Origin of the sequence: Nonomuraea aridisoli, assembly GCF_003236395.1 — a bacterium.
GTDB lineage: Bacteria > Actinomycetota > Actinomycetes > Streptosporangiales > Streptosporangiaceae > Nonomuraea > Nonomuraea aridisoli.
The window spans coordinates 14,585-35,796 of sequence record NZ_POUD01000046.1 but is presented as its reverse complement, the minus strand read 5'-3'; the positions used below and the strand labels follow the sequence as shown (position 1 = coordinate 35,796).

General features: G+C 72.0%; 19 protein-coding genes and 1 tRNA gene. 10 read left to right on the top strand and 10 right to left on the bottom strand.

Annotated features, from left to right (window positions below; translation table 11 throughout):
- Positions 1-165: 165 nt before the first annotated feature.
- Positions 166-1,269 (top strand): RNA polymerase sigma factor RpoD, encoded by a 1,104-nt coding sequence (gene rpoD / locus C1J01_RS13855; protein ID WP_438943116.1) that lies wholly within the window; start codon positions 166-168, stop codon positions 1,267-1,269.
- 64 nt (positions 1,270-1,333) lie between these two features.
- Here rpoD and C1J01_RS13850 read toward each other — a convergent pair whose 3' ends face one another.
- Complete coding sequence (locus tag C1J01_RS13850; protein ID WP_111179364.1) at positions 1,334-2,797, bottom strand: GntP family permease; 1,464 nt, start codon at positions 2,795-2,797, stop codon at positions 1,334-1,336.
- Between the two features lie 245 nt (positions 2,798-3,042).
- Between C1J01_RS13850 and C1J01_RS13845 the strand changes: the two genes are divergently transcribed.
- Genes C1J01_RS13845 through C1J01_RS13835 form a run of 3 tightly spaced genes read left to right on the top strand, consistent with a single transcriptional unit; the run spans position 3,043 to position 5,999 of the window.
- Positions 3,043-4,251 (top strand): CaiB/BaiF CoA transferase family protein, encoded by a 1,209-nt coding sequence (locus C1J01_RS13845; protein WP_111179363.1) that lies wholly within the window; start codon positions 3,043-3,045, stop codon positions 4,249-4,251.
- Entirely contained in the window at positions 4,252-5,184 is a 933-nt protein-coding gene (locus C1J01_RS13840) for a hydroxymethylglutaryl-CoA lyase (protein ID WP_111179362.1), read from the top strand. It abuts the gene before it with no gap.
- A 38-nt stretch (positions 5,185-5,222) separates the two neighbouring features.
- Entirely contained in the window at positions 5,223-5,999 is a 777-nt protein-coding gene (locus tag C1J01_RS13835; RefSeq protein WP_111179361.1) for an IclR family transcriptional regulator, read from the top strand.
- Positions 6,000-6,003: 4 nt separating this feature from the next.
- Here the strand turns inward: C1J01_RS13835 and C1J01_RS13830 are convergent, their stop codons facing one another.
- From C1J01_RS13830 to C1J01_RS49810, 7 genes are read right to left on the bottom strand one after another with little or no spacing between them, the layout of a single operon-like run.
- Positions 6,004-6,813, bottom strand: a complete 810-nt coding sequence (locus C1J01_RS13830; protein WP_111179360.1) for a transporter substrate-binding domain-containing protein — start codon at positions 6,811-6,813, stop codon at positions 6,004-6,006.
- Entirely contained in the window at positions 6,810-8,171 is a 1,362-nt protein-coding gene (locus C1J01_RS13825; RefSeq protein ID WP_235854427.1) for a GlnX family signal transduction membrane protein, read from the bottom strand. Before C1J01_RS13825 ends, C1J01_RS13830 begins: the two co-directional genes overlap by 4 nt.
- Entirely contained in the window at positions 8,168-8,800 is a 633-nt protein-coding gene (locus C1J01_RS13820; protein WP_111179359.1) for an FHA domain-containing protein, read from the bottom strand. The genes C1J01_RS13825 and C1J01_RS13820 overlap by 4 nt, the downstream gene beginning before the upstream one ends.
- Positions 8,801-8,806: 6 nt before the next feature.
- Positions 8,807-10,093 (bottom strand): vWA domain-containing protein, encoded by a 1,287-nt coding sequence (locus tag C1J01_RS13815; RefSeq protein WP_111179358.1) that lies wholly within the window; start codon positions 10,091-10,093, stop codon positions 8,807-8,809.
- Complete coding sequence (locus C1J01_RS13810) at positions 10,086-10,919, bottom strand: PP2C family protein-serine/threonine phosphatase (RefSeq protein ID WP_111179357.1); 834 nt, start codon at positions 10,917-10,919, stop codon at positions 10,086-10,088. The genes C1J01_RS13815 and C1J01_RS13810 overlap by 8 nt, the downstream gene beginning before the upstream one ends.
- Complete coding sequence (locus C1J01_RS13805) at positions 10,919-13,054, bottom strand: serine/threonine-protein kinase (RefSeq protein ID WP_111179356.1); 2,136 nt, start codon at positions 13,052-13,054, stop codon at positions 10,919-10,921. Before C1J01_RS13805 ends, C1J01_RS13810 begins: the two co-directional genes overlap by 1 nt.
- Entirely contained in the window at positions 13,051-14,211 is a 1,161-nt protein-coding gene (locus tag C1J01_RS49810) for a hypothetical protein (RefSeq protein ID WP_111179355.1), read from the bottom strand. Before C1J01_RS49810 ends, C1J01_RS13805 begins: the two co-directional genes overlap by 4 nt.
- Before the next feature lie 134 nt (positions 14,212-14,345).
- Here C1J01_RS49810 and C1J01_RS49805 point away from each other — a divergent pair, with 134 nt between their 5' ends.
- Genes C1J01_RS49805 through C1J01_RS13790 form a run of 3 tightly spaced genes read left to right on the top strand, consistent with a single transcriptional unit; the run spans position 14,346 to position 16,281 of the window.
- Entirely contained in the window at positions 14,346-14,504 is a 159-nt protein-coding gene (locus tag C1J01_RS49805; RefSeq protein WP_181448737.1) for a hypothetical protein, read from the top strand.
- Positions 14,505-14,536: 32 nt separating this feature from the next.
- On the top strand, positions 14,537-15,811 hold the full coding sequence (locus C1J01_RS13795; RefSeq protein WP_181448736.1) for an amylo-alpha-1,6-glucosidase: 1,275 nt from the start codon (positions 14,537-14,539) through the stop codon (positions 15,809-15,811).
- Positions 15,808-16,281, top strand: coding sequence for a hypothetical protein (locus tag C1J01_RS13790; protein WP_111179353.1), 474 nt, complete (start codon positions 15,808-15,810; stop codon positions 16,279-16,281). Before C1J01_RS13795 ends, C1J01_RS13790 begins: the two co-directional genes overlap by 4 nt.
- Before the next feature lie 173 nt (positions 16,282-16,454).
- Here the strand turns inward: C1J01_RS13790 and C1J01_RS13785 are convergent, their stop codons facing one another.
- Complete coding sequence (locus C1J01_RS13785; protein ID WP_111179352.1) at positions 16,455-16,766, bottom strand: YtxH domain-containing protein; 312 nt, start codon at positions 16,764-16,766, stop codon at positions 16,455-16,457.
- Positions 16,767-16,892: 126 nt separating this feature from the next.
- On the opposite strand from C1J01_RS13785, the gene C1J01_RS13780 reads away from it, so the two are divergent.
- A tRNA-Asn gene (locus C1J01_RS13780) sits at positions 16,893-16,964 on the top strand.
- Positions 16,965-18,360: 1,396 nt separating this feature from the next.
- Here C1J01_RS13780 and C1J01_RS13770 read toward each other — a convergent pair.
- Positions 18,361-18,975 (bottom strand): GNAT family N-acetyltransferase, encoded by a 615-nt coding sequence (locus C1J01_RS13770; protein ID WP_235854426.1) that lies wholly within the window; start codon positions 18,973-18,975, stop codon positions 18,361-18,363.
- Between the two features lie 277 nt (positions 18,976-19,252).
- Here C1J01_RS13770 and C1J01_RS13765 point away from each other — a divergent pair, with 277 nt between their 5' ends.
- Positions 19,253-20,383 (top strand): nitric oxide synthase oxygenase, encoded by a 1,131-nt coding sequence (locus tag C1J01_RS13765; RefSeq protein ID WP_235854425.1) that lies wholly within the window; start codon positions 19,253-19,255, stop codon positions 20,381-20,383.
- Between the two features lie 53 nt (positions 20,384-20,436).
- Positions 20,437-21,210 carry an enoyl-CoA hydratase-related protein gene (locus C1J01_RS13760; protein ID WP_111179349.1) on the top strand — a complete coding sequence of 258 codons (774 nt, stop codon included), beginning with the start codon at positions 20,437-20,439 and terminating at the stop codon, positions 21,208-21,210.
- The last annotated feature ends 2 nt before the right edge of the window (positions 21,211-21,212 follow it).

The following is a 21,212-nucleotide window of genomic DNA, read 5'->3' as shown; positions in this document are numbered from 1 at the left end:
TCCTGATCAAACTCGGGCTAAACCTTATTGCGATCTCAATTCGGTAAGGACGATCGCCTTACCTTCGGTGACAAAAATGGGTCTGCCATTTGCTGGAACCAATACTGCAGACTGTGTCCCGTGGGTGCATCGGTGCTGTCAAGCGGACCGCCATCGGTAGATCAGGTGGCGGACCTCGTCGCGAAGGGAAGGGAGCGCGGAAGCGTAACCGTCGATGACGTCGCAGCCGCGCTTGACCGATCCGAGCTGCCGTCCGACGCGCTGGAGCGCGTCGTGCGCATGCTCGCCGAGAACGGCGTGGAGGTCCTCGAGCCCCAGGGCGACGAGGAGTCCACCCGCGCCGATGAGGAGGACGTAGGCAAGCGGGCGCCAACCAGCGATCTCGTCCGCATCTATCTGCGCGAGATCGGCCGCGTGCCTTTGCTGACCGCCGAGGAGGAGGTGGAGCTCGCCAAGTCGATCGAAGCCGGCCTGTTCGCCGAGGACAAACTGGCCAACGGGGTCTCGCGCCTGGCCTTCCCGGAGCTGCGGGAGCTCGTCTGGCAGGGCACCAGAGCCAAGCAGCGGCTCATCGAGGCCAACCTGCGGCTCGTGGTGTCGATCGCCAAGCGGTACGTGGGCCGCGGCATGTTGTTCCTGGACCTCATCCAGGAGGGCAACCTCGGGCTCATCAGGGCCGTCGAGAAGTTCGACTACACCAAGGGTTACAAGTTCTCCACCTACGCCACCTGGTGGATCCGGCAGGCGATCACCAGGGCCATCGCCGACCAGGCGCGGACGATCCGCATCCCGGTCCACATGGTGGAGACCATCAACAAGCTCGTCAGGGTGCAGCGGCAGCTCCACCAGGATCTCGGCCGCGAGCCGATCCCCGAGGAGATCGCCAAGGAGATGGACCTCCCGGTCGATCGCGTGGTGGAGATCCAGCGCATCGCCCAGGAGCCCGTGTCGTTGCAGTCGCCGATCGGCGAGGAGGACTCCGACCTCGGAGACTTCATCGAGGACGCCGACGCGGTCGTGCCGATGGAGGCCGCGGCCTTCATCATGCTGCAGGACCAGCTCGACGACATCCTGGCCACGCTCTCCGACCGGGAGCAGCGCATCATCCAGCTCCGCTTCGGCCTGGCCGACGGGCACCCGCGCACGCTGGAGGAGGTGGGCAGGGAGTTCGGCGTGACGCGGGAGCGCATCCGCCAGATCGAGTCGAAGACCCTGGCCAAGCTCCGCCACCCGACGCGCGCGCAGATGCTGCGGGACTATCTCGACTGACGACGTACGGCCGGTGGCCCCCGGGCCACCGGCCCGTCCGTGAGAGCCCGTGCGTGAAGCCCGTTCAGAAGAGCAGGCTGATCGGCAGCAGCAGGAGGATGGCCACGACCGAGGCGACGGACACCGCGACCGTGGTGGTCTTGAGCGCGCCCCGGGTGGTCTGGCCGAGCAACGACTGCAGCAGCCAGAACGTGTTGCTGGTGACGTGCACGCAGAAGAGCGACCCCGCCCCGGCGGCCAGCGCGATGAGCACGGGGTCGATCCCGAGGGCCGGCGCGACGGGGGCGAGGATGCCGGCCGCGGTGATGGCCGAGATGGTGACGGAGCCGACCGCGACGTGCAGGACCGCGGCGACCAGCCACACCACCACCAGCGGCAGGAACGTCCCGGCGGTGAAGTATCCCCGCAGGATGTCGCCGAGGCCGCCGGCCGCCACGACGGCGGCGAGCGAGCCGCCGACCGCCGTGAGGATGAGGATCTGACCGCTCTCCTTGAACCCGCTGGAGATCGCCTTCTCCACGCCGCCCCTGCCGGTGAAGTGCCGGGTGACGACCAGGGTGCCGATGAGGCCGACCAGCAGGGCGACGACGGGGTTGGAGAAGAACGCCATCACCGTGTTCCGTACGTTCGCGGCCTGGGCGATGGCGCCGCTGGCGATCATCAGCAGGGCGACGATGAGCGGGCCGAAGCTCACCAGCAGGCTCGGACCGTGCTCGGCGGCGCGCGGCCGGGCGGCCGGGCCCGGGCCGTCCACGGGCGCGCCGCCCGGCGCCGGGGTCACGGGCCGCGCCGGGGCGGCCGTCTGCGTGGCTCCCACGCCGACCGGGGCCGCCTGCTCCTTCTCCATCACCTCGGCGACGGCGGCGCCGGCCTCCTCGACGGCGACGATCTCGTCGGCGGCGGTGTTCCAGAAGCCCCGGCGGAACAGGAACGTCATGATCGCCACGGAGAAGACGACCGTCGGGATGATCAGCAGCAGCCCCCAGAGCAACATCGTGCCGAGCGGGACGTGCAGCAGCGCCGCCAGGGCGAGCGTGCCGACTCCCGGCACCATCAGCACGATGCCGCACTCCAGGCCGATCGCCATGGCGGCGGCCATGCGCGGTGTGCCCAGCGGGCCGATCTGGCGTGAGGCGGAGCGGGCCAGCGGCGCCGAGATCACCAGCAGCACGTCCAGGTAGATCGACTGGAGCAGGGTGGCGATGGTCAGCGCCATCGAGTACGGCAGCCGCTCGGGGCCGAACACTCGCAGCAGGCGGTCGACCAGCCGTTCGATGGCGCCCAGCTCCTTGAGCATGGAGCCCGTCAGCACGCCGAACGCGATGAGCAGGCCGACGTCGGCCATGATGTCGCCGAAACCCTTGGTGATGGTCTCCACCGTCTTGCCGAAGCCGAGGCGCGTCATGAGCCCGAGGCCCAGTGACCCGAGGATGAGGGAGATCACCGGGTTCACGTGGAAGCGGACGATGAGCACCACGGTGGCGACGATCGCCACCGCCGTACTGGCGAGGACTGCGAGGTCGGACATCCACTGCTCCTTCGCTCGGAGGCAGGGGGGCGGCTCGTAACGGCGTCGTCACGGCGGGGACCCAGCCTGTTGACGCTGGGATGGCAACTCATCATGAGCCTCGCCGGCGACCCGGTCAAGGGTCCGGTAACGGGGCTTTTGGCGGTTTTCATCCGTTTCTTTACTACTGGTGGGGATTGACCGCTTCGAAGGGAAACTCGCATTCTGGGATAGAGACCCACATTGCGGGATGGGAGGGTGAGGACATGGCGGATCTGAGCGGAGCCCTGGACGGCGTGCGGGTGCTCGAACTGGGCAACTTCATCGCCGCCCCGTCGGCCGGCCGCCTCATGGCCGACTTCGGGGCGGACGTCGTCAAGATCGAACGCCCCCGCGGCGGCGACGAGCTGCGCCGATGGCGACTCCACGAGGGCGAGACCTCGCTGCTGTTCCGCGTGATGAACCGGAACAAGCGCTCCGTCACGCTCGACCTGAAACACCCGGAGGGCCGTACGGTCGCCCTCGACCTCATCCGCCGCTCCGACGTGGTGCTGGAGAACTTCCGCCCCGGCACCCTCGAACGCTGGGGCCTGGACGTCGAGCGCATGCGCCAGGTGAACCCGGGCGTCATCGTCGTCCGCATCTCCGGCTACGGCCAGAGCGGCCCCTACCGCGACCGGCCCGGCTTCGGCGGCGTCGCCGAGGCCGTCGGCGGGCTCAGGAACCTCACCGGCTACCCCGACCGGCCCCCCACCCGCGTCGGCATCAGCCTCGCCGACTCGGTCGCCGGCCTCTACGCCGTCATCGGCGCCCTGACCGCCCTGCGCCGCCGATCGCTCACCGGCCGCGGAGACGTCGTGGACGTGGCCCTGTACGAGGCGGTCTACTCCCTGATGGAGTCCCTGACCCCCGACTACGACGCCTTCGCCGTCGAGCCCGAGCGGACCGGCGCCTCACTGCCGGGCATCGCGCCGTCCGGCACCTACCTGTGCGCCGACGGCCGGTACGTCGTGATCAGCGGCAACGGCGACTCCATCTTCAAACGCCTCATGCGGGCGATCGGCCGCCCCGACCTGGCCGACGACCCGGCGCTGGCCGACAACGCCGGCCGCGTGCGGCACGCCGAGAACCTCGACGCCGCCATCGCGGACTGGACCGCGCGGCTGCCGCACGAAGAGGTGCTCCAGCGGCTGGACGAGGGGCAGATCCCGTCGTCCCCCATCTACACGGCGGCCGACATCGCCAAGGACCCGCACTACGCGGCCCGCGGCATGCTGGAGCGGCACCGCGTGGCCGTCGCCCCGGGCCACGAGCGCGACGTGGCCTTCCCCGGCGTCGTGCCGAAGCTCGCCGAGGAGCCCGGCCGCACCCGGTGGCTCGGCCCCGAGCTGGGCGAGCACACCGACGCCGTCCTGGCCGATCTCGGCATCGACGACGCGCGGCGCGCGCAGCTGCGCGAGCTGGGGGTGATCTGAATGACCGGCACGAACGACCGGGTCCTCATCACAGAGGTCCTCCTGCGGGACGGCCTGCAGATCGAGCCGGTGGTCGTCCCGACCGCCGACAAGATCCGGCTCGCGTACGGGCTGATGGCCGCCGGGCTCACCTCGCTGGAGGTCGGCTCGTTCGTCCACCCGGAGAAGGTGCCGCAGATGGCCGACACCGACCGGCTGGTGCGCGAGCTGCGCCCCGCGGAGTCGGTGGCCCTGCACACGCTGGTCTTCAACGAGCGGGGAGCGCGCCGGGCGATCGAGGCCGAGGCCCGGCACGTCCGGTTCGTCGTCTCGGCCAGCGACGGGCACAGCAAGGCCAACGCCGGAGTGCCCACCCAGGAGGCCCTCGCCCGCCTGCGCCCGGCCGCCGAGCTGCTGACGGGGGCCGGGGTGCGGATCGAGGCGACCATCGCCACGGCGTTCGTCTGCCCCTTCGACGGCGAGACCGCCCCGGAGCGGGTCGTGGACGTGGCGCGGGCGCTGACCGCGTACGGCATCAAGGCGCTGCACCTGGCCGACACGATCGGCGCGGCCAGTCCGTGGCACATCCGGCGTACGGTCACCGCCGTGCGCGCGGCATTCCCGGAGCCGCCGCTGGGGCTGCACCTGCACAACACGTACGGCATGGCCTCGGCGAACGCCTGGGAGGCGCTCCAGCTGGGCGTCCGGCGCTTCGACGCCTCGCTGGGCGGGGTCGGCGGCTGCCCGTTCGCGCCCGGCGCCGCCGGCAACATCGGCACCGACGACCTGGTCAACCTCTGCCATCAGGCCGGCTTCGCCACCGGGATCGACCCCGGCCGGCTCGTGGCCGTCCGCGACGAGGTGGGGGCGCTGCTGGGCCGCAGGCTCGACTCGGCGCTGTCGGCCGTGCCGGCCGAGCCGGTGGCCGTGCGCGGGACGGCCGCCGCGCCCTGACGTACGGTATCTTGCGAAGTCGCGTCGGGAAGGCACTGATGGGCAAGAGCGAAGAATCGGGCACCTCCCAGGTGCTGGTCCTGCGGAAGATCCGCCAGATCCTCGAGTGCTTCACCGTCGAACGACCCGAGCTGACCCTCCAGCAGATCACCAAGACCACCGGGCTGCCCGCCAGCACCTGCCAGCGGCTGGTGAACAGCCTGCTGCGCGAGGGCTTCCTCGACCGCAACGACGACGTCTACCGCATCGGCCTCGACCTGGTGCGCTGGGCGGCGCCCGGCACCCTCGGCCTCGACATCGTGCAGCTCACCCGCCCGGTGCTGCGCCGGCTGCGCGACCAGACCGGCGAGTCGACCGCCCTGTACGTGCGCGACGGGCCCTACCGCACCGTGGTGAGCCTGGCCGAGACCCGCTACTCCGTCATGCGCATCTTCACCGTCGGCATGGTGATGCCCCTGCACGCCGGCTCGGCCGGCAAGGTCTTCATGGCCTTCGACCCCGCGGCCCGCCGCGCGGCGGTCGGCCACGGCCTGACCCGCCACACCTCCCGCACCGTCGTCGACATCGACGTGCTGGACGAGCAGCTCGCCGAGGTTCGCAGGCGCGGCTACTCGGCGACGTTCGAGGAGCGCGACGTCGGCGCGGCCTCGATCAGCGCGCCCGTCTTCGGCCACACCGGCGAGCTCGTCGCCGTCCTCGGCATGATCGCCCCGACGCAGCGGCTGACCCCGGCCGACGTGGGCGACCTCGCGCCGCGGGTCGTGGCGGCGGCGCAGGACGCCTCCCGGCGCCTCGGCCACCGCCTGCCCGCCTGACGCGCTACGAGCAGCCCTCGAACTGGGGCACCGCGATCGTGCTGAGGTCCAGCCCCGACGTGCCGAACCACCGGTGCAGCAGCTTCTCCGCCGTCCCGTCCTGGTACATGTCGGTGATCGCCCGGTTCACCGCCTCGCAGCCCGGCACGTCGCCCTTCGGCAGGCCGATCCCGCTGCGCTGCTCGTTGAACTGCGCGTTGTTCAGCCGCAGCCCCGAACCGTCCTGCATGGCCAGGCCCGCCAGGATGACATCGTTGGTGGTGACGGCGTCCACCTGCTCGCTCTTCAGCGCCGCCAGGCACGCCTTGTAGTCGGCGAACGGCACGACCCGCGCCGGCACCTTCCGCTCCTCGACGACCCGCTGCACCGCGTTCGAGCCCTGCACCTCGCAGATCCGCCGGCCCGCGAGGTCGCGCACGTTCGCGATCCTCTCGTCCGGCCGCGTCAGGATGTCCTGGTACGAGATGTGGTACGGCCCGGCGAACAACACCGTGGCCTTGCGGTCCATGCTGATCGTGTACGTCGCCACCACCATGTCGGCCCGCCCGTCCACCAGCACCTTGTCCCGGTCGGCCGCCAGCACCGGCACCAACGTGAACGGCTTGCCGAGCTTCCCGGCGACGTAGCGGGCCACGTCCACGTCGAAGCCCTCGAAGGTGCCGTCCGTCCGGCGGAACCCGACCGACGGCAGGTCGGGGCGCACCGCGATGACCAGCTCGTCCTGGTCCACGATCGACTCCGCGGAGCCGGTCCCGCACCCGGCGACCACCGCCGCGGCCATGAGGGCCACGACGGCCGCCAGCACCCGCTTCATCGGTACTCCTTCAGTCGAGGCCACACCCCGGCGACCACCAGCAGGCCGATCACGCCGATCGCGGACGGCAGCAGCCGCCACAGGCCGTCCAGCGTGCTCTCGCCGCGGCCGATCGCCCGCTCGAACGCGTTCTCGTGCTGCTCGGACAGCGCCACCAGCGAACGGTCGTAGGCGTCGAACGCCTCGCCGACCGGCCGGAGCCGCGCCTCGACCGCCTCGCGCACCTGGCCGTCCGCCGCCCGCGCCCGGAAGTCCATGTCCGCGGCCTGGAAACGGCGGTAGGCGTCCATGGCCGCCTTGCCGCTCCTGCCGACCAGCTCGGGGCCGAGCAGCCCGCGGAAGCCTTCGCCGGAACCCCCGGTCACCTTGGCGTGATACGTCTCCAGGTTGCCCGCCTCGACGTAGAGCACCGACAGCGACTTGTCCAGATACATGTGCTCGTAGGTGTCGGCGCGGGCCTGGTCCAGCAGGTAGCGGCTCTGGTCGCCCTGCATGCTGTTGCTGATCGCGCGAGCCCTGGCCAGCGTCAGCACCGAGTCGAACCCGGCGGTCTTGGCCTCCCGCAGCGCCTGCTCGTCCTGCGCCAGCACGTTCGAGCCGAACAGCAGCGCCACCGCGGTCGCCACCGTGGCGGCCAGCAGCGCCGGCCCGAGCACCCTGCGGAACCGCCTGGCCAGGTAGACCTGCAGCACCAGCAGGCAGCCGAGGGCGAGCAGCCCGGCCAGTACGACCGCGCCGCGCAGCAGCGGCACCGTCAGCGCCTTGTCGTCGTACGTCTGGCGCACGATCGTGCCGTTCTCCAGCGTCAGGTTGTACGCCTGCGGCAGCAGCACCAGCCGCATCAGGTCGGTCGCCTGCCGGTGGAGGAGGACGACGTCGTCCGGCGGCCGGCCCGGCGGGTGCGGCGACCGCTCGTCCAGCAGCAGCGCCTGCGCGGCCAGCCGCTCGTAGCGGCCGAGCCCGTCCAGCACCGACTGCACGGTACGCCGCTCGGCCGGGTTGTCGCCCGACAACTCGAACGCCTTCAGCAGCGCCTGGTTGGCCTCCGACCGGCGCCGCTCGTACCGGTCCACGGCGCGCTGCCGCTCCCGGTCGTAGGAGTCGCCCATGATGAGCGCGTCGGCCACCTGGGCGTCCATGTCGCTGAGCGCCAGGTAGAGCCCGGCGGTGGCGACGACCTGCGGGCCGGCGTCGCGGCCGATCACCCGCAGCCCGTCGCCGACGGTCCACGCGCCCGCCGCGAGCGCGGCGAACAACAGGGCGAGCGCGGCGGCCGTGACGCCGGAGATGACCCGGATCCGCCCGGGGACGCTGCGCCGCACCGGCGCGGGCGCCGGCCGCGTCTGCACGATCGTCACGGTGCTCCCTCCCTCAGGGTGATGACCGTCCAGGCGCCGAGGTGGATCCGGTCACCGGCGCCCACCCGGACCGGCACGTTCACCGTGAGCGGCCTGCCGTTCAGCCGGGTGCCGTTGGACGAGCCCGGGTCCACCAGCAGCCACGAGCCGTCCGGCTGCGCCAGCAGCACGGCGTGCAGGTGGGAGACGCCGGGATCCTCCGGCGGCCCGGTCAGGTCGATCTCCGGCGCGAGGTTCCTGGCCCGGCTGCGCCGCCCGATCCGCACCTGCTCGTCGGACAGCGCGAACGACCGCTGCGGGCAGTACGGCGGGAACGCCACCGAACCGGCGTCCGGCCCGCCCTCGGCGATGACCTTCTCGTAGTACGCCCGGTCGGCCGCGGCGACGGCCTCCCACCGAACCCCCGTCACGTGGGCCGGCTGTGAGGGTGGGGCGCCGGTCCCCGTGTAGTCGTGGCCGCACACCTCGCAGAACTGCCCGGCGCGCGGCGTCCGGCAGACGGGGCAGCTCGCCGGCGCCGCCTGCGGCGCGGGCTCACTCCTCGGCGGGGGAGCCGGGGCCAGCTGCGCGCCGCAGACGTCGCAGTAGTCGTCCGCGGCCGACGCGTGGCCCTGCGGACAGGTGGCCATCACCGGTCAGCTTCCTTCCTTGCGCAGCCGGCTGGTCCGCACCGAGCCGGTGTCGAGCTCCAGGACGTCGGTCTTGTCGACCTGGTTGCGCAGCCTGGCCGTCCCCGTGACCGGGTCGACCTCGACCACCTTCTCCAGCAGGCGGGCGGTGTCCTCCCGGCCGGACTCGGCGGCGAGCTCGCGGGCCTTGGCCAGGCGGGCGGTGGCGGTGTCGACGTCGCCCATGGCGCGGGCGCCCAGCCCCTCCTGGATGAGCTCGTGCAGCTCCGCCTGGCCGGTGTAGTGGGCGACCTTCCGGTTGATCTGCGTGGACTGCGCCAGGTCGTCGGTCCACTGGGCCAGCACATTGCCGCTGGCCACGACCTCCTGGGTGTCGGGGCGTACGAGCTTGACCCAGCCGGCCCTGATCTCCTGGCCGATCTGGCCCGGCGGCACCTCGACGCAGAGGTGATACTCGCGTTCCTCCGCGCCCCAGGAACCCGTGGGGTACTCGCCGGTGAGCGGGTTGACGTCGGTGCGCTTGCCGGTCAGGTCGAGCAGCGTGGGGGAGACCTGCTTGACGAACCTCAGCCGCGCGGCCTGCGGCACCCACACCCGCAGCGACAGCTCGGCCACGGTCTTGCTCATCGACGCCTGCGTGAGCCTCCTGAAGTACTCCGGCAGATCCCCTTGATCGCGGACGTAGTCGAACGTGCCGAGCATCGCGTCGGCCACCTTGCGCAGCTCGGCCGGCACCCAGTCGGCGCCGATGCCCAGCGAGTCGCACACGAACGTGCCGCTCCACTGCCGCAGCACCGCGTCGAACTCCCCGGCACGCTCGTTGTTCTGGCCGTCGGTCATCAGCAGCGCGTGCCGGATCGCCGACGGGCGGCTGGTCAGCAGGCTCCCGGCCAGCTTCAGCCACTCGCCCATGGCGGTGCCGCCGTGCGCGAGCAACTGGTTGACGGCCCGCTCGGCCTCGGCCCTGGTGGCCGGGTTCGCCGGGACCAGGCCGGCGTCGCCGCGGGGGAACACCACCCTGGCCGCCGCCGTACCGGCCACCACGGCGAAGTGCACGCCGTCGCGCAGGGTCCGCACGGCCGTCACCGCCGCCTGCCTGGCCTCGCGGATCTTCTCGCCGCTCATCGAGCCCGACGTGTCAATGATGATCACCTCGGCCGCCTCGGCGGGCGCGGCGTGCGTGGTCGCCGTGCCGGTCGAGCCGATGGTGAGAACGGCGTGCACCTCGCGGCCGTCGAGCGGCAGGTATTTGTTCTGGTCGATGGTCAGGGTGAAAGCGGGCTGCTCAGCCATGCACTTCTCCTAAGGGGATCAAGGCGATCGTCACGTTGTCCTGGCCTCCCGCGTCCAGCGCGTGCCGGAGCAGCTCACGGGCCATCTCGACGGGGGTCCCGGAGGCCGGGAAGGCGTAGCCGTCCAGGTAGCGCCACAGGCCGTCGCTGCAGACGAGCAGCAGGCCGGGCTCGCGCGGGGCCAGCGTCCGCACGCGCGGGCGCACCTCGCCGGCGTCGGCGCCCAGCCACGCGGTCAGCTCGCCGGTCTCCACCGCGTCGTCCGCGGTCAGCGGCGTGGCCGCCGGGGAGCTCCGGGGCAGCCAGTACGCGCGGGTGTCACCCGCCCAGCCCAGCGTGACCGTCCCGCCCTCCGCCACGGCGGCCACGTACGTGCAGGCCGGGGCGTCGTCCACCGAGGTCGCCAGCTTGGCCACGGCCCGCGCGGCCAGCTCGAACGCCTCCGCCTGCGAGGCCCCTCTGGCCAGCGCGGCGGCGGCGGTCTCGGCCGCCGCCGCGGACGCCTCGTCGGCCCGCGGCGAGCTGCCCACGCCGTCGCACACCACCGCCACCACGGCCCCGCCCGCCTGGAGCAGCGCCACCGCGTCCTCGTTGCGCGGGCGGCGCAGGCCCCGGTCGGTCACCGCCGCCGCGCCGCAGGCGAGCACGGTCTCGGCGTGGTCGCGGCCCGTCGGCTGGCGCAGCCCGCACCGCTCGCAGTAACCCTCCGCGTCCACGGCCGCCGCGCCGCAGGAGACGCAGGCCGGCGCCCCGAGCGCGTGCCCGCACGCCTCGCAGTACGACTCGCCCGCCAGCACCGGCGCCTCACAGACCGGGCAGCCCGCCATCACAGCCACGTCCTCGGCCGTACGGCGTTGGCCTGGTCGATGAACGCGTGGCGCTCCTGACGCGAGCCGGCCGCCGCCGCCAGCCTGCGGTAGATGCCCTCCAGCCGCCGGCGCAGCCCCGCCTCGGTGAACGGCGCCCCGCCGAGCTGCACGCCCTTCGGCGGCGGGTTCGACTCCAGCCAGGCCAGCGCGCCGCGCAACACCTCGGCGACGAGCTCGTCACGGCGGCGCGCGTCGATATTGGTCTGCGCGGACACCCGTTCGGCGGCCTCCACCAGCTCCTGCGGGCGCAACCCGCTCACGTCGGGCCGCCGCACCACCGAGACCGCCAGCGCCACCTGCGCCGCCACCCGGTAGACCGACGTGGCCGGCACCGCGTCCAGCACGGTCACCCGCCCCGCCCTGGCCAGCCCGAACGCCGCGCTGACGTAGGCGCGGTCGGTGCGCCAGACGAGGTCGTGCCAGAACGCGGCCGGCTTGCCCGCGCACTCCAGCGCCAGCGCGAGGGCCAGCTTGGGGGCGAGCTCGCCGGGCAGCTCCGACACGCAGGCGTCGAACAGCGACACCGCGTCGTCGTGCCGGCGGGCGGCCAGCGCCTGCACCGCGCGATACCAGGTGACCCGCCAGTCGCCGGGCAGCTCCGCCTCCAGCGCGTCCAGCTCGCCGGACGCCTCCGCGGCGCCCTCCTCGGCCAGCAGCCGGGCCCGGGTCAGCTTCGTCTCGGGGGTCTGCGGCAGCGCCGCGAGCTGCTCGATCAGCTTCCTGCCGTCGCGGCCCGCCAGGCCCGCGAGCGCGCCCGCCGCCGCGTCGGACGGGTCCACCAGCGGCACCGGCAGCGCGGCGGCCGCCGCCACCGGGTCGAGCGGCCCGAACACCTCGCGACCGTCCTCCGACAGCGCCGTGCCCACCGCCGTGCGCTCCGGCCCGAACAGCCCCGAGGACGCCGGGTACGGCACGCCCTCCTCGAGCGCGCTCACCTCCCGCAGCACCCCGACGAGCTGCTCCTCCATCTCCCACGCGCTCTGGAACCGGTCGGCCGGGTCCGGCGCGGTCGCCTTGCGCAGCAGCCGGGTGAACGACGGATGGCCGCAGTCCACCGGCAGCGGCGCGGCCGCCCCGCCCCGCAACGGGCTGAACCCGGGGATCGCCAGCACCGCGAGCGTCCTGGCCACGGTGTAGAGGTCGGACGCCACCGACGAGGGCCGGTTGCCCAGCTCGGGGGCGTGGTAGCCGGGCGTGACCCACGACGACCCCGCCGGCGAGCCGATCGGCTGAACGGCGCCCATGTCGATGAGCTTGAGCCGCCTGCCGACCCTGATCACGTTGGCCGGCTTGAGGTCGCAGTAGACCAGGCCGTGCTCGTGCAGGTAGGCGAAGGCCTGCAGGATCTCCCGGCCGTACACGAGGGTCTCGCGCAGCGGGAGCGGGCCCTGGCGGCGCAGGTCGTGCAGCGACTGGCCGCCGACGTACTCCATGACGATGTAGCCGAGCCCGGCCGAGCGCCCGAAGTTGAAGATCTTGACGATGTTGGGGTGGTCGACCGCGGTCAGGAACTTCCGCTCGGCCTCCGCCGCCGCCAGCGCCTCGGCGTCCATCGTGTTGAGCAGGCCCTTGAGCACCACCCAGCGGCCGTCCAGGTTCTCGTCGGCGGCCAGGTAGACCCAGCCCAGCCCGCCGTGCGCCAGGCAGCCCAGCACGCGGTACTGGCCGGCCACCAGGTCGCCCTTCTTCAGCTTCGGGCTGAAGGAGAACCGCGTACGGCAGTGCGGGCAGAACCCCTCCGTCAGCCCCGGACGCCCGTCGCGGGAGCGCCCCACCGGCTGCCCGCAGTCGGGGTTCGCGCAGAACCGCTTGGACTCCGGCACCTCCGGGTCGGGCAGCACCGCGCCGGCCGGGTCGCGCTCCGGCACCGACGGCAGGTCCGCGACGGTGGCCGGCACGCCCGCCCGCGACCGCCCGCTGCCCGACGGCGAGCTCGGCGGCCTGCTCACCGGCCGGGTCTCCACGGGGACGGGCTGCGAGGCCGGCGGCTGCGACGGTGACGGCAGCGGCGGCGCGCTCGCCGCCAGGCCGCACAGGTCGCAGTAGCCCTCCTCGATCGTCCCGGTGCAGCCGGGCTGCGCGCAGCGGGTCATCCTGGCCTCCGTGTGTCTCCATGTAACGCGCGCCGGTAGTCCTCGACGGCCGCGGCCGCCCTCGTCAGGTCGCAGGGGGCCGTCCACAGCAGCGCGCGCGCCCGCTCGTACAGCCGGACGGCGTCCGGGTCCTCGGCCAGGCCCTTGCGCGCCGCCGTCATCTGGAACGCGCCGAGCCGGCCGCGCAACTCGTCGCGGCGGCCGATCAGCCCGTACAGCGCCTTGGCGGTGGCCCGCGCCTGCTCGGCGGCCGTGCGGATCTCGTCCTCCAGCGCCGACAGCCGCCTGGCCCGCAGCACCCACGGCTCGGCCGAGACGTCCAGGGCGTCCAGGCCGGCGGCCAGCGCGTCGGCGCGGCCACGCGGCTGTGCCTGCGGCGGCAGGGCGATCTTGACGACGACCGCGCCGTGGGCCAGCCGGGCCTCGCTCTCGGCCGAGCGCACGTCGTCGAGCGCCGCCGACAGGTTCTCCCGCCGCCCGGCGTACTCGGCCCTGACCGTGAGCGCCAGCTCCAGCTCAGCCCGCGTGCCGGCGAGCAGCTTCGCCTGCCGGTCGAGGTCCTGCTCGACGGCCGCGCCGAGCGGGTCCCGCACCACCGCCGCGCGCAGCCGGGCCGGCTCCTGCGCGTCCACGCCGGACTCCTCGCCCAGCTCGCCCTCCAGTTCGCGGATCCGGCGCAGGTCGGCCTCGGCGGCGTCGAGGCGGGGGAGCACGGCGTTCCACACCGCGTCGATGTCGTTGAGCGCGGACGTGACCTCCTGGAACGCGCCGTCCATCCGGGCCACGGCCGCGTCGAGGGTCAGCCGCTCGTCCGCCTGCGGCAGCAGCGAACGCCGCTCGACCGGCTGCGTGGCCGCCCGCAGCACCACGGACGGGCCGGACAGCAGCTCCGTCAGCCGCTCGGCGCCCATCCTGCCGCGCTCATCCCGCACCCGCTCCGCCTCCCGCAGCACGGCGCGGTAGGCGTCGTGCAGCGACCACAGCACGGCCAGCGACTCCTGTGCCCTGGCCCACCGCCGCTCGGTCGCCCCCCGCAGGGCGGCGCCCTTCAACAGCCGGTACGTCGTGTGGGATTCGAGGTCGAGCAGGTCGTCGGAGATGCGGTCGCGCTCGTCGGCGCGGATGCGCAGCGCGTGCTCCGCGGCCTCCCTGCTCATCGGCGGTCCCAGGCTGATCACGCTCCCGTGCGAGCGGGCCCCCTGACCGGAGCGGCGGGGGAACCCTGACTTGTCCCTGATTCAACCCCGGCCCGCCTGCAATCCGCTTAAAAGATCTCATAGCGTCCAGAGGTATGGGACGCATTTTTCTGATCATCGCGGCCGTCGTGGCCGCGCTCGTACTCCTCGGGCCCCTCGTGGGCTTCGTGCTCACGCTGCTCAAGTGGGGGCTCGTCATCGGTCTCGTGGCGCTCGGCGTCGTGCTCGTGTCGAAGTGGGCCACCCGGACATAGCGTCATGAGGCAACGCCAGTCATAGTTGGGTGATGGAGTCGCGGCCCGCGGTCGACGATGCCGCGCTCGGGCGCGAGGCGATGGCCGTGCTCGAGGCGAACTGGACGGGCTCTGGCACCGTGCCCGCGCCAGGGCTCTACCCGCACCAGTGGAGCTGGGACTCGGCGTTCGTCGTCATCGGCCTGGCCCGCCATCGCCCCGACCGGGCCCGGGACGAGCTGCTCAGCCTGCTGCGGGGGCAGTGGGCGACCGGGATGGTGCCGCACATCGTCTTCCACACGCGCGAGGCGTACTTCCCCGGGCCCTCCGTGTGGCGCTCACAGGAGCACGACGCCGCGCCACGGGTGCTCACCTCCGGGCTCACCGCGCCGCCGCTGCACGGCCTCGCGCTGTGGTGGCTCTACCGGTACACCGGAGACGTGGCGTTCGTCCGGCGGACCTACCCGGCGCTGGCCGCCCAGCACGACTACCTCGCCGCCACGCGCGACCTCGGCGGCGCCGGCCTGGCGGCGATCGTCCACCCGTGGGAGTCCGGCATGGACGACAGCCCCGCCTGGGACGACGCCCTCGCCGCACTTCCCGCCATCGGGTACGGCCAGCGCGGCGTCGAGATGGCCGAACGCCACCCCGACAGCGACCACGACCGCTACGTCTGGCTCGCCCTGCGCTACCGGGACGCCGGCTACAGCCCCGGATACCTGCGCGACGAGCACCCGTTCGCGATCGAGGACCCGATGTTCAACGGGATCTGGCTCGCCTCCTGCCAGGCCATGGCCGACCTGGCCCCGCTGGCCGGCGCCGACCCCGCACCCCACGCCGAACGCGCCGAACGCATCAGGCGGGCGCTGGTCGAGCGCCTGTGGGACGGCTGCTTCTACGCCAGGGACCTGCGCGCCGACCGGCTCATCAGGGTGGGCACCGTCGGCTCGTTCGGCCCCCTGCTCGACGCCGGGCTGCCCCACGAGCACGTACGCGCCGCCGTGGAGATCCTGGAGTCGGCCAGGTTCATGGGGGCGACCGGCTACCCCGTGCCGAGCTGTGAGATCCGCGCCCCCCAGTTCGACCGCACCCGCTACTGGCGCGGCCCCTCCTGGGTGAACACCAACTGGCTGCTGCGCCGGGCCGCCGCCGTGCACTCCCTCGACCAGCTCGCCCGCCAGCTCACCAACGGCACTTTGAGGCTGGTCCGGCAGGCCGGTTTCCGCGAGTGCTTCGACCCCTTCGACGGCAGCGGGCGCGGCTGCCGCGACTTCTCCTGGAGCGCGGCTCTCACCCTCGATCTGCTCGCCGATACCGTGGTGGAATGAGTCTTTTCCGCCGCCTGCCCGCTGAGGCGCGCAAATCGCTGAAGACCGAGAGCGGGGAGCGGGTGCTGACGTTCGCCGGCGCCGAGAACGGCCACGTGGTGGCCACCAACCTGGCCCTCCACCTGTCCGACGGCACGCGGGTGCCGTACGAGGAGATCGACAAGGCGTCGTGGGACGAGGACGGCGTGCGCGTGCTCACCACCGACGGCCGCTGGCACATCGAACGAATCGCCGAACCGCGCATGCTGCCGGAGACCGTACGCGAGCGGGTCAACTCCACGATCGTGGTGAACAAACACGTGAGCCTGCCCGGCAGGGGCGGCGTGCGGCTGGTGGCGCGGCGGCCGCCCGGCGGCGAGGTGCTCGGCTGGACGTTCGTCTTCGACGACGGCCTCGACCCCGACGACCCCGGCCTGCGCGCCCAGGCCGAACAGGTCCTGGAGGGCGTACGCCGCAGCATGGGCGTATGAGCCACGCCGCTGCGACTCCGCATGCTGCCGCGCTCTGCGGCGGCGCCTGGGCCGCGCTCTGCGGGCGGCGTCGCCTTGGGGCCGCGCTCAGCGGGGTGCGGCGTCGGATGGGTTCGCGTTCAGGGCTGGGTGTGACGAGGCATGGGGCGCGCGGCCCCATGCCTCGCCCGCCGTCAGTAGGGGATGCCGCTCTCGCGGGCCTTCTTCTCCGCGAGGTCCTCGTCAGGCCAGCCGGTGCCGGTGTCGTGCTCATGAGATCCGAGGAACGGGATGCGCTGCTGCAGCGTGTCACCCATCCTCGTGCGGGCCATCCCCGCCAGCTTCGACGCCTGCGCGCCCATCACCCCGGCCATCTCCTGCACCCGCGGGTTGTCGGCGACGCGCTGCGCCGTCCGCTTGATCTGCTCGTACCGTTCGCGTCCGGCGCGGCTGCCGAGCACATAGCCGACCGCCATACCAACAGCGAATGTCATCCGATAACGCATCTTGCACCTCCGCTGTCTCCGGGCCTACCCCGCTCACGATGCGACACGCACTCCAGGAGTGCGCTAATCTATTCCTGCGCGCCAAGCGGGGGCCACAAAGCCCCAGCCAAGTGCGCAAACGATCGATCCCGCGTAGCTCAACGGCAGAGCAGCCGGCTGTTAACCGGCAGGTTATAGGTTCGAGTCCTATCGCGGGAGCTTCGTTAACACTCAGGCCCCTGGTCCTAGCCCAAGGACGAGGGGCCTGAGTCGTTCCGGAAGCCACTACCCGTTGCCGAAGACGGCATCCATGGCCTCGACTCCGTGGACGATGACCGGCCTGATCTGGTGCCCGTGGGCGCTTTGTGTAGTGGTGGGCGTCGAGTGCCCGACAAGATCGGCGATGCGTTCTACCGAGACGTCCCCGTCGCTCAGGATCGCCGCCGCCTCCCGCTGGCGCTCCCGGCGACGGCTAAAAGCAGGCCGGACGGCTGGCGCGGACGAGTGGAGGGGGCCGCCGTGCGACGGTACAGATCTGTCCGCCGGTTCGTCCCAGCAGTGGCACATCGGTGCGTGATTGGCCGAGGGGTTGAAGGGGAGCCAAGTCGGGAGCCGGGCCAGGTGAACGGGCCTCAACGGAACTGGCTCGGGTGGCTGGGCCGACATCGTGTCCCGACCCGGCGTGAATTGATCCAAACGGCGGACAGCGGGTTTCAGGGGAGGTCGTAGATCGTGACCGGGATGCCGCGTTCGGTCAGGTGGTTGAGGATGAGGGGTTCGATCTGGTCCCAGGAGCCGCCTGCGAGGCCGGCGCCGATCCGGGGCATGTGGACGCTCGCGTGGAGGGTCAGGGATTTGTCGGCAGAGTGGCGAGGCAACGGGACAGGGCGTCGTAGCGGATGGGCGGGCCGTCCTTGGTGGGGCGATGCCGTGCTGGGCGATCATGTTCGCTACCCATAGCGCGGGCTCGACCTGTACCAGGCGGATTGCGCCCAGCTGGAAGTCGTCGCCCGAGCGGTGCCAGGCTCGGTAGTCGTCTTCCGGTTGTGGCCAGCGCCGGGAGAGGGCGAGGACGAAGCACTTGCCCCAGCCGCCGACGTCGTTGCACACGTGGCTGAGGCCTTTGGTCCCTGGCCGTGGGGATGGGTCGCGTCGCCGGTCACGTAAGAGATCACGGGGTGGAAGGTACGCGGGGGCCCTGACACTCCTGCCCCGCGCGTTCGTCAGGAGACGTTCCGCAGGTGGTTGGAAGCGTCCATGGGAACCCGTTCCGACGTCATCTCGGAGTGTCGGTGAGGAGGCTTATGATCGCGACCCATGACGTACCCGGATACCGCCGCCGATGTGGTGCGCACCGTCTGGGCTCATCAGCGTGGCGGACGGCGTCGCTCTGCTGACACGAGGACGTCCACGTGCTCACGCCGCTTCCGGCCCGGGTGGTACCGCCTGCGTTGCCACGTTCATGGCCTGGACGAGGGCCACGCCGAGCATTACGAGGAGCATGCTCCTGAGCGTTACCTCTTGCGGATCTGGCCGGCCGACGAGCGTGAGGCGTCGGTCGTCAAGAGCACGAGCCGCCGGCACCGGTCGTGGATACGAGCCGACTGAGGGTCGGTTACCGCGAGGCTTCGTTCGGCTGGATTCCGAGAACGGGGAGGCACTCTGCGACGCCGAACAGGTCGATGTCGTCGCGACGGGTTTCGGCCCAGCGTTCCCTTGGCGGTTTCCACCGGTTCAAGAGGGCGGGCTCGCCGCGCCGGGTGTCCCGGTCGGAACCGTTGGGCGCGTAACCCAGGGCCTGCGAGACCCGGTTGGAAGCGACGTTGTCGTCGAACGCGTCGCTGCCCGCCTCCTTCGCTCCCAGCCCTTCGAAGGCCAGGTGGAGCACGGCTTGACGCATCTCCTTGCCGAGGCCGAGCCCTCGTGCGTCCGGGGCGAGCCAGGAGAAGGTGCTCAGGGTGCCGAACGTTCCGAACCTGAGCCCGATCAGATCCTGCATCCCGACGGGCTCCCCGTCGACCACGACGACGAAGTACAGCCGCCAGAAGTCGTCGTTGACCCGCGCGCGGCCGGCCCAGATCCCGCGCAGCCAAGCCCACTCCCGTTCCGGGCTCTCCTCGTAGAGGGACATGGGGTCGTCGAACGGCCAGGGCGGCGAGGTGACCACACCCCGACGGACGACGGGGACGAGACGTTCCAGCAACTCGTCTGTCGAGACGGCTTCCGGCACGAAAGCAGACTCTAGGGACAGCCGCTACGCCGTGCATCTCACTATCGCGTCGGCTGAAGAGGTGGGATTTCACGCTATGTAGTGTGCTCATCACATGATTTCGGGATTTCCGGGACAACCTGGGGTGCGGCAGGGAAAGATGAGTGCGCCGGTTCTTCGTGGGCCGGAGCCGCGGGAATGTCGTGATGGTGGCGTGGAGAGGGCGCCGCCAGCCAGGACGTGTCGCCGACCCGGAATCGGCGGGGCGATCCGATGACGGAGAAGTGCTGGTTGCCGCGTGCCTACCTGGATCAGGTCCCTGCGTCCCTTCGAGATGCCCACCGCTCACGCGGTGGCCGAGCGCACCACCGACCTCCGCGAGGCGGAGCGCTTCATCAGGCTCTTCCACGCCGAGAACCCCTCCGTTGGAGGACTGCACGCCCGCCTGCGCGACATCGCCAGGGACGTGTCCCGCTACGGGACGTACACCCACACCTACGAGGAGCTCGAGTTCGGCGCCAGGGTGGCCTGGCGCAACAGCAGCCGGTGCATCGGCCGGCTGTACTGGCGTTCGCTGAAGGTCCGCGACCGGCGGCAGGTGAGCGCGGCCGAGGGCGTGGCCCTGGAGTGCGTGGCCCACCTGCGCGAGGCCACCGGAAAGGGCAAGATCCGCCCGACGATCACCGTCATGGCCCCCGACGCGCCGTCGCTGCCCGGCCCACGCATCCTGAACGACCAGCTCATCCGCTACGCCGGGTACCGCACCGAGGACGGCGTCGTGGGCGACCCGCGCAACGTCGAGCTCACCGAGACCGCCCTGAAGATGGGGTGGCGGGGGCGGGGCGGCCGGTTCGACGTGCTGCCCGTCGTCATCCAGCCGGCCCTCGGTGAGCCGCTGCTGTGTCACCTGCCGGGCGACGCCGTGCTGGAGGTGCCGCTCACGCACCCCGAGTACGCGTGGTTCGAGGAGCTGGGGCTGCGCTGGCACGCCGTTCCGGCTATTTCGGATATGTGCCTGGAGATCGGCGGCATCTGCTATCCCTGCGCCCCCTTCAACGGCTGGTACATGGGCACCGAGATCGGCGCCCGCAACCTCGCCGACGTGGACCGTTACGACCAGCTCAGAACGGTGGCCGAGCGGCTCGGCCTGGACACCTCCACCGAGCGCACCCTCTGGCGCGACCACGCCCTGGTCGAGCTGAACGTGGCCGTGCTGCACTCGTTCGAGCGGGCGGGGGTCACGATCACCGACCACCACACCGAGGCGCGCCGCTTCCTCACCCACCTGTCGAAGGAGGAGAAGGCCGGGCGGGTGTGCCCGGCGGACTGGTCGTGGATCGTGCCACCCCTGTCGGGCAGCGCCACGCCCGTCTTCCACCGTTACTACGACACCCGCGTGCTGAGCCCCAACTTCGTCCACCACCGTTAGCCGCTCGGAGGCGTCCTTGCCTTCCCAGGCTAGAACATGATTCGGTTGGCGGTATGGCGGAACTCGTGCTCTCGACGCTCGACCAGGGCGTGCTCACGCTGACCTTCAACCGTCCCGAGACCCTCAACGCCTGGACCGGCGCGATGGGGCGGCGCTACTTCGATCTCCTGGCCGAGGCCGAGGGCGACCCCGCGGTGCGGGCGGTGGTGGTGACCGGGGCGGGCAAGGGGTTCTGCTCCGGCGCCGACTTCAAGACGCTCACCGCCATCCAATCCGGCTCGTACGAGGAGGTCCCCGACCCGCGGCCGAACACGTTCCCCACGACCATCGGCAAGCCGATCATCGCCGCCGTCAACGGCGCCTGCGCCGGCCTCGGCATGGTGCACGCCCTCATGTGCGACCTCGTCTTCACGGCCGAGGAGGCCAAGTGGACGACGGCCTTCGCGCGCCGCGGCCTGATCGCCGAGTACGGGCTGTCGTGGGTGCTGCCCCGGCTCATCGGCCAGCAGCGGGCCATGGACGTGCTGCTGTCGGGCCGGACGTTCACCGGGCGGGAGGCGTACGAGATGGGGCTGGTCAACCGGGCCGTGCCGGGGGAGTCGCTGCTCGCGCGGGCGCAGGAGTACGCCGGGGAGCTGGCCGTGCACAGCTCCCCGGCGTCGATGGCGGTGATCAAGCGGCAGGTCTGGCACGACTGGGACGTCACGCTGGAGGAGTCGGCCAAGGCGGCCACCCAGGAGATGGTCGCGTCGTTCCAGCGGCCGGACTTCCAGGAGGGCGTCGCCAGCTTCCTGGAGCGCCGCCCGCCGGACTTCCCGCCCCGGTAGCC